Here is a 7,501-nt window from a genome sequence, read left to right as displayed (position 1 = left end):
CCAGCTTCAAGATCTCGTTGGCCTTGCGCAGCTCCCGCACCTCGCGTTCAAGGTCCTTCACGCGCTGGGCCTCGCTGCTCGTCACGCCCTCACGCACGCCAGCGTCCACCTCCGCGCGCTTGACCCATTCGTTCAGCGTCTGCGGTACGCAGCCAATCTTGGGCGCGATGGACTCAATGGCCGCCCAAAGCGACGGGTATTCCCCTCGGTGCTCCTGCACCATCCTCACGGCACGCTCACGCACCTCGGGTGAGAACTTGTTCGACTTGCTCATGGCTCAATCCTCTCAGAGTGTTGAGCCTCCTCAAAATCCGGGGCGATTCACACGGCCCGCAGCTCAAGGACGCGGTTCATTGACCGCTTACGCTTGAGTGACCGCTTCCGCCCAATCGTCAAGGCGCGTGCGCTCGTAAACAACGTGGTTGGACTCAGACAGCCGGCTTACGAAGGCGCGCACTCCCGTCCTGGGAAGTTCGTCGACGCCCACTGTAAGTCGTGAGCCGGAAGCCGGCTGCAACGGGTCGCGCTCCGCCATTGCTAGCTATCAATCCAACTGACCGTCGCAACACGCTTGCCATCAATGTCCAGTTCGGCCTTCGCGATATCCGGCTGGTTCTGATAAGGACCGCTTGGGTCGTACCAGCGGTGTGTGATCACCGCAGCGGCGCCTTCGATCGTGCCTCCGACGATCTGATAGACCTGCGCTCCCTCTTTCTGATCAAGCCCTGCCGTGGAAAGGTGATGTTGGGCAATGAATTCGCTCAGTTCTTTGCCTGAGCCAAGTCTGGAGAACGCTGCGATGAAGTCATTCTTCTGCATCATGTTGCCTTCCACGTGGCGGGACATCTGGCCAGGTTTCAGCGCCGATGGATCACCGAGGCTATATGCGACGGCAGAGGTCGGCTACAACAGGCCGGTTCGAAGATGCTCGAGGATGTCTTCGTCCGCTTGATCGACGCTCAAAGTGGCAGCGCCTGTATTGGAAAGAACGATTGTTCCCCCCTTCGGAACGTCCAATCTGAGCTGGATACGCTCTAAGAGATACCGGCGATGTGCCGCAAGCTTAGTGCACGCCTGTCGTACGTCACGATCCCCTTTGATCACGACCCTCGCAACAACGCCCTCCTCAAGCTGCAAATCGCTCATCTGAAGGGACTCGACGTGGCACGAAAAGCCCGAGGAGCTTTGGAACTTTGCTGCCCATGCCAAGACGTCTACCGAGTAGGGACTGATCGTCACCGCGAAATCTGTGGCCTCTGACAGCCTGTTCATGAGCGGCTGCACGCTACGCGGAGCATCACGAATCTCAAGGCCGGCGCCGTAGGCCGTTGCACGGAAATGACTTTGGCGAAACTCAACACGTTCGAAGGACAACTCTTTGCCGAACGGGTCGGTGATCGTTTCCGTGTACTCAACGCGCTCGACGTAACGCGCCTCGAGCAGGTCTTCACGAAGGCGATCTATCACGAAGCCGTGCGTAGCGTCGCCCTGGAATTCTCTCGCTTTGAGCCTGCGGCCTAACGTCTTCATGCTGATTGGCCATTGGGCCTTGAGCCACCTATAGCGTCGCGACATCGCTGCCTCCCGCGTTGTCGGGATCCGCTTCCGCCTCTGCGACCAAGTCAGCCAAGACTTGGCGTGCGGTGGATTCAATCAACGCCAGCAGCCGTGCCTTCTCGGTGCCGTCGACATGCACCATCGTTTTACGGTGAGCGCCTTTGTGAGCACGAAACGCCCCTTGGACCGCGTACTTGAATCCTGTTCCACGCTTGCGATCTTGAAAGCCGGCGTCAAACTGGACAATGTCGGGCGGGTTGCCTTCCGCTTCTGATCGCCAGGAAATGGCTGTGATGTAGAAGCCGCGTGACGTGAGGTCTTTGTATTCCTGTGACTGCACAAGGTTCTGACCGCTGAGCTGCATGCTGTGGACCACGGCAGCGAACATTTCCGCACCCGCCTCAGCCTCGTCGTCGTCCTCCAAGTCCAACGCCTCATCTTCCTCGCCATCCTCCGACAGGTGCGACGACACTTTTAGGCTCATCACATTTCTAAGCCGGAACTTCGGCAGTGTGGAGATGAGCCGTGTGAAGAACTTGGATCGCTGCTCAGGCGTCGTGAGGCCAGTCAGCTCGACGCTTTCTTCCTCAATGGTTGCCTTTCGGCGACGCTCCACGTTGTCCTTCAGGGCTGCGGCAATCTTCTTGGCCTTGTCCGTCGCTGGAAGGCGCACGACGGTATGGCCGTTCTCGACAAGAAACTCGATCTCGGCCTCTTGAGGTTCGCGCTGCAAAAGACGAGTGCGCGAACGGTTGAATTCGTTGTAGCCGACGTTCACGATAAATCCATCGTTGGCGGCTGGCCGGAAGACCACGTTCTCTTTGCCTGCGACAGTGCCTGCGTATTCGGCCGCCGCCGCCTTCAGTTCTTCGAGCGGCACCACCGTGTTCAGACGAATGAAGGTCGATTTTTCTCGGCGGTGGCCTGGCTCCCGCCTCTGAATAATCGCGGCAACGTCGTGGAAGCTGTGCGGGAGCGCTGACAGATAGTCGGCCAGGTCTTCCCGACCCTCGACGGGGGAGCAGAAGATCCCTCGATCCCGTGCGAACTCGCGAAGCACTGATTCCGTGAGGCGCTGCTTGCCGGAGATCAACAGGTCGTAGATATCGTTGTCGTTAGCGCTCAGGTGGTCGAGGAACTCGTTCATGCCCATGTCCCCAGGTCGATGTTCGAGTACGTGGTCTTGACATCGACCATTGGTTCGTACCGGATCGCGTTCACGTAATCACCAAGATCGGTGGCGACGTTCGATCCCACCAAGCCCTCGATGTAATGCAGTTGAGCCTTCTGGAAGGTAGGCGACGAAATGGACGACGCGCCGAGCGTCTTGACGATCACCGACGTGCGGCCATCCAACAGCTCGTATTTTCGCAAGGTGTCGATGAGGTACATGAACTCGTCGACCGTGTCTCCCGGCCGGGAGTAAAAGACGATGACGCCACGCTGAGCATTACCTTTGGGGTCGTGGTGCTCAAGAATGATGATGGGCGACGTCAGCGTCTCCAGCGTGGCCGCCTTGGCCTTGCGGACCTGGAGGTTGGCGCGTCGAACCAATTGCGGGTGGAAGTAAAAGCAGTGCTCGTGGCCAGGAATTTCTGGCGACCGCTTCCCACGCATGCGTTGGATCTCGTCGCGAATGTTGTTCAGCCAAAAGATCTCTTTCGGGCCGAGGACAAAAAGCCGACTGCCCCGCGGGAGCTGTACGCTCTCGGTGGGGATGTGAACGAGGTTCTTCTGGAAATCGGCCTCATACTCTCCGTCGTGGTTGTAGACGAAAAGAAGCCCGTTCACCGAGAACGTAACGTGTTCATGCGTGTGCAGCTTGCGCCACGTCTCACTCTTCTCCGCGCATGAGACCTGCTTCGCCAGGCTCTCGACCGCGGATCTCACGGCCGCTGCGGTGATCGTCCCCTTCGCGTAGCTCTTGAGGTCGCAATGCACGTAGGTCTGACTCGCAGCATATGGCTCGTCGTAGTAGTAGACGACGTCGCAAGGATGCTCCTTGACCTTGTGACGCTCTTGATCCTCACATGGCCAGTCGTGGTTCGAAGGCCCCAGCTTGTTCCAGAAAAATTCACCGAACAGCTCGCTGGCCAAAATCTCCGCCTGCTTGGCGGTGTTCTGTGTCTCTGCCAAACTCCCTCTCCCTGAGTGGATGCCCGCTTTATTGCGTGCTTACAACAGGATACGCGATCAGGCGCTCTGTACAAAACAGATGCAGGCAGCAGCCGCGCGAGGGTCGGCGCGCAAGGTCATTCTTTGGGTGATGAACCCGCGATTTCAGGGCGCTGATCAGACGGCGCACCGCGGCGAAGATGGCTGTGTCAACCTATTCGACGGGGACCAAGATGGCTTGTCGTTGTCGTGTGACGTGCAGAGCAAATGCGGAGCCGACTAGCGCAGCGCCGTACTGAAGCGACGATGGGCTCCTTGGCTGTGCCATTGCCGCAGCGGGACGAGGAAAGAACGGCGGATTCTCAGATGGGCATCAGCGCAAGTCGACTTACCGCGGCACCGGGTGGGCAACCAAGACAGAACCCCTTGAGGTCGTTCAGGGCGAAGCACTGACGGCTACTTTGCCTGAGGTTGCCTTGGGCGTCAGGCAGTCACGTGCTGAGTTGTCCCAGCCTTCGCAGCCGACTTTTTTGCTCTCGTTCGTGTAGAGCTCCCTGATCCTCGCGCCGAGCTGACCTTGCCGGACGACTTGGCCTTAGCGACTACCGTCGTCTTTGCCTTGGGCTGAGGGCTCACTTTGGACTTGTCAGCCGTTTTGCTGGTGACGGAATCCGCAGCAGACAAGTCTCGTGCCATCTGCATGCCAATGCGAAGGTACTTGCGGAAAAGATCGTTCTTGCTGGTTCGACCCGCGAATGCCTCGTTTCGAAGTTCGTCATCGACCTCGGGATCGATGTAGACCGTTCGAAGCACCAAATTCTTGGACGTCATAGGACCTCCCTAGGATGACTAGGCCGCACCTAGCGGCTACAACCACATTGTAGTTCATATGTACAGGTGTATGGGAATCGATGCTCCGAGGCTCATCAGTAGGCACCCAGGATGTGGTCGGCCATCCCGCCAAGCACCATGAGGCTGCCGTACCCCGGGCCTACGTGACTTGAAACCATAGGGACGTGTAGGCTTGGGTATTCATCCCAAATTCCACCCGCTAGCCGCAGGTGCTTCGATAGCGAGCGCTCCCAACCTTCGGTTGTTGCTTTGGTTGGCTTCCTATCCGCACGCGGAAGTCCTTTGACCATTGGAAGGAACCACCAAGGGTTAAAGCCCGTGGCATCGATCAAGAAGGACGGACGCAGTTGGATCGTTGATTTGTCGCCGCTCTCAACAGATAGAAACCATTGGTCCTTTGAATCGACTCGAATGCGCTTCGCCTTGCCATCGAGCATAGTTAAAGCCGTCGCCGTGGAAACACGATCCATTACCGTCGCCCAGACGACGCCACGATTAAGGCGGTCAAAAAAGGCACGTCTGCTCTCAGGAGACAGCGACGACCACGCCGTCTCGTCGCTGAAAAGTCGGTTTTCAAAAACACTATCGACCCGCGTGTACAGAGAGGCTTGGGTCGCCACTATGACGATCCGCCGGTCACGCGCGCCTGCACCAATCAGCCAGGATAGGACGGCTGCTGCCGTGCCGCCCGCACCAGCAATCACGATCTGTGCATCGTCGTTACTTACCTTTTCCATCTCCTTCAGGCAACGACGAACCTCCTTCAAGCGCAGCCAAAAATCCTGGCCGTTGAAGATCTTCTCGTGGGGTACTTCCGCGCTGCGTTTCCTCGAAAGCGGAATTTTTCGGGCCGGACCGGGCCCGGTGACTACCACACCGTTGAATTGGGTCGGATCTGTTTGCGCGCGTCCATCACCACTTCGACTGGATAGTCTCCAGAATCCGTCCTCTTTGGCCAGAGCCGTCACCTCTGCCGTCACAACTCGAGGTCTTGAGGCATCGACTACCCACGCAAGATAGTCCGCATAGTGGCCGTGGTACGGCGGTCTTCTTCCGGCGTCAAGCCAGGTGCTGAATCCCTGCTCGTATCCAATCGGTCGTTGGTGGAGGAAGCGGCCCCAAGAATAGTGAGCTGCCATCTGCAGATCAACGTCCTTGCCAAACACTGAAGAGTATGGGTAGCCGACGTCCCGTTCGGCCAGAGTGCACAAGCGTTGCTCGCCGTCTGTATAGCCGCCTTTTCCCTTCCAATGCGCTCCGATCTCCTTAGGTTCGAAGATGGTGACTCGCACATCTGCTTTTCCGAGCTCACGAAGCACCTGTGCCTTAGCAGCTATAGCAGCCGCTTTGGGACCACCTCCGACTACAGCGAGTTCGACAGGCCCATTGACTTTTCGAGGAGAGTTTGCGGTCTTGGTCGCCACGTTTGATTTCGTCGTTATGAGCTGGTCATGATGTCATGAGGCTGGTCCTGCTAAAACTGCCAGTGCCACCCATCGAGACGCCCAAAGAATCAGGGCTGGTAGCCGCCACCCGTGCGGTGATAACAGCAACTCAACCATCCTGGCATATAGACGCCAGGGTCACCGGTGGTGGCCAATCCGTCGCCCGCCATGGCTGGAAGTGCCTGGACATTACCCAGCAGTACGTGGTGAGCAGGTCGGCTTGGTGGCCAGGGACACTCGAACGGTCGCTCCGACTTCCGCTACCGCGCTGACGCGCCTGGCAGTCATCAGATGCACTCTCGACGAGAATGATTCGTGGTTGAAATGTCAGCGTGCCCTTGGACTTTGAAGCATCCGATCAAACGCTTGTGCTGACTGGATTTCGCGCCGACGCGCCGCCTCTGCTTCACGTTGTTGCTGCGCAGCCAGCAGCTGCGCCTGTACGGCGGCTTGCTCAGCAGCTTGAGCTACCTGCAGAGCCTGCGCTTTCTTTGTGGCCTCGGCTGCTTCGGCTATAGCCTTGGCTTCTGCAGCAGCCTTCTTCTTTGCCTGCTCGTCCGCTTCGGCCTTCAGTTTGGCTTGCTGGGCCGCCAATGCAGCACGTTGGTCAACGAGCTTTCGGACCAGCCCTCCCGTGAGCGTGCTTAGAAAGTCTCGAGCGCGGGGGGAGTCCTCGAAGCTAGGCGTGATGCGAAGGAACTCCTTGATCGCTTGATCATTTCCAGCGACGGTGTCCGGGTTGCGCTGTAGAACATCAAGCGATTTGGCCTTGGCCGCCATGTATTGCTGGAACTCTTCGCCGTAGTGCAATTTGGCGACGTCCCATCCAACCGTCAGCAGGGCGCCCAAAATCCCTCCAATGAGGGTCTGAGGCTTCAGCAACCAAGCAAGCAACCTGCGCATCCGCCACGAGAGGCGGCTCTCACGTTGAGTGACTTGTTGTGGGGTCGGGAGCGCGTCGTCCATGGTGCCCTGCTTCATCTGACTTCGAAATGCCCGAGCATTTTAGATTTCGGGTTCCGCCCAGCCGTCATCAATATCGAGGATGAAGTGAACGCCAGGATGCGTTGGAGCGGGAAAACCCTACTGAGGTTTCAGATCGGCTGAATCGTCATAGAAAAAGAGGACCACGGTTCTCTCGGCCCTCGGTTGGTCAGCTCGTTTCTGATGCGTGGGGTTGTGCGTCTGGGCTGGCGTGAATCGCCCCGGATTTTGAGGAGGCTCAACACTCTGAGAGGATTGAGCCATGAGCAAGTCGAACAAGTTCTCACCCGAGGTGCGTGAGCGTGCCGTGAGGATGGTGCAGGAGCACCGAGGGGAATACCCGTCGCTGTGGGCGGCCATTGAGTCCATCGCGCCCAAGATTGGCTGCGTACCGCAGACGCTGAACGAATGGGTCAAGCGCGCGGAGGTGGACGCTGGCGTGCGTGAGGGCGTGACGAGCAGCGAGGCCCAGCGCGTGAAGGACCTTGAACGCGAGGTGCGGGAGCTGCGCAAGGCCAACGAGATCTTGAAGCTGGCCAGCGCGTTTT

Annotated in this window: 9 protein-coding genes; 1 reads left to right on the top strand and 8 read right to left on the bottom strand. The window is 58.3% G+C overall.

The annotated features are described in order from the left end of the window. The 8 genes from BMY53_RS25125 to BMY53_RS25095 form a co-directional block, all read right to left on the bottom strand. Positions 1–274 (bottom strand): transposase (locus BMY53_RS25125; RefSeq protein WP_143074250.1); only part of this gene is annotated, 274 nt, incomplete at its 3' end. Between the two features lie 263 nt (positions 275–537). Then, on the bottom strand, positions 538–822 hold the full coding sequence (locus BMY53_RS25120) for a hypothetical protein (RefSeq protein ID WP_143074249.1): 285 nt from the start codon (positions 820–822) through the stop codon (positions 538–540). Between the two features lie 81 nt (positions 823–903). Next, positions 904–1,530 (bottom strand): hypothetical protein, encoded by a 627-nt coding sequence (locus BMY53_RS25115; protein WP_255370377.1) that lies wholly within the window; start codon positions 1,528–1,530, stop codon positions 904–906. A gap of 28 nt (positions 1,531–1,558) precedes the next feature. After that, positions 1,559–2,704, bottom strand: coding sequence for a hypothetical protein (locus BMY53_RS25110; RefSeq protein ID WP_092949900.1), 1,146 nt, complete (start codon positions 2,702–2,704; stop codon positions 1,559–1,561). Further along, positions 2,701–3,693 carry a PD-(D/E)XK nuclease domain-containing protein gene (locus BMY53_RS25105; RefSeq protein ID WP_255370376.1) on the bottom strand — a complete coding sequence of 331 codons (993 nt, stop codon included), beginning with the start codon at positions 3,691–3,693 and terminating at the stop codon, positions 2,701–2,703. The genes BMY53_RS25110 and BMY53_RS25105 overlap by 4 nt, the downstream gene beginning before the upstream one ends. Before the next feature lie 462 nt (positions 3,694–4,155). Further along, complete coding sequence (locus BMY53_RS25755) at positions 4,156–4,503, bottom strand: hypothetical protein (protein ID WP_143074248.1); 348 nt, start codon at positions 4,501–4,503, stop codon at positions 4,156–4,158. Positions 4,504–4,598: 95 nt separating this feature from the next. After that, positions 4,599–5,948: a SidA/IucD/PvdA family monooxygenase gene (locus BMY53_RS25100; RefSeq protein ID WP_143074247.1), complete on the bottom strand. Its 1,350-nt coding sequence runs from the start codon at positions 5,946–5,948 to the stop codon at positions 4,599–4,601. 348 nt (positions 5,949–6,296) lie between these two features. After that, positions 6,297–6,935, bottom strand: a complete 639-nt coding sequence (locus BMY53_RS25095; protein ID WP_143074246.1) for a hypothetical protein — start codon at positions 6,933–6,935, stop codon at positions 6,297–6,299. Positions 6,936–7,215: 280 nt separating this feature from the next. Here BMY53_RS25095 and BMY53_RS25090 point away from each other — a divergent pair. Beyond that, positions 7,216–7,501, top strand: a 286-nt coding sequence (locus BMY53_RS25090; RefSeq protein WP_143074245.1) for a transposase, incomplete at its 3' end; no start/stop codon positions are given.

This window comes from Roseateles sp. YR242 (genome assembly GCF_900109745.1).
In the GTDB taxonomy this organism is placed as follows: Bacteria; Pseudomonadota; Gammaproteobacteria; order Burkholderiales; family Burkholderiaceae_C; genus Roseateles.
Note: the sequence above shows the minus strand (reverse complement) of the source record. Positions and strands in the feature narration are given on the sequence as shown.